This window comes from Shewanella sp. 5_MG-2023 (assembly GCF_030547465.1).
In the GTDB taxonomy this organism is placed as follows: Bacteria; Pseudomonadota; Gammaproteobacteria; order Enterobacterales; family Shewanellaceae; genus Shewanella.
Map to the genome: position 1 here is coordinate 1 of NZ_JAUORC010000092.1, position 684 is coordinate 684.

Below are 684 nucleotides of genomic sequence, written 5' to 3' on the forward strand. Positions count from 1 at the left end.
CCATTAATGGTGACAGTGACTTTCTGCTCAGTGCCATCGACTGAATGAACTATGAGAGTATCCGTTAATGATTCGCCTGTTTTCAGGCCTTGAATGTTCGGCTGCGAGTTATCAGCGGTGTAGGTCCAGTGACCTAACTCATTGATTGATAGAGTACCAAACTGACCTTGTAGTGAGGTGGCTTGGAATTGATTTTGTCCCGCATCAACATCAGTAACAGTGAGTGCACCATCGACGCGGAGTTGTCCACCGTGAACGTCTTTATCTTCGGTTAACTGTGCTGTTGAAGTACCCGCAATCACCGCTTTGTCGTCAGTACCATTGATGGTGACAGTGATTTTTTGTTCAGTGCCATCAACACTGTGAACGATTAAGGTGTCAGTAACTGACTCACCTGTTTTAAGGCCTTGAATGGCTGTCTGTGAGTTATCAGCGGTGTAAGTCCAGTGACCTAACTCATTGATTGATAGAGTGCCGAATTGACCTTGTAGTGAGGTGGCTTGGAATTGATTTTGACCATTATCCACATCAGTAACAGTGAGGGCGCCGTCAACGCGAAGTTGCCCACCGTGAACGTCTTTATCTTCAGTTAAGCTGGCGGTTGAGATACCCGCAATCACCGCTTTATCATCCGTGCCGTTAATGGTCACAGTGATTTTTTGCTCAGTGCCATCAACGCTATGA

General features: G+C 46.3%; 1 protein-coding gene. It reads right to left on the reverse strand.

The features are described 5' to 3' along the window. Positions 1–684, reverse strand: a 684-nt coding sequence (locus Q4557_RS19820; RefSeq protein WP_303415059.1) for a VCBS domain-containing protein, incomplete at both ends; no start/stop codon positions are given.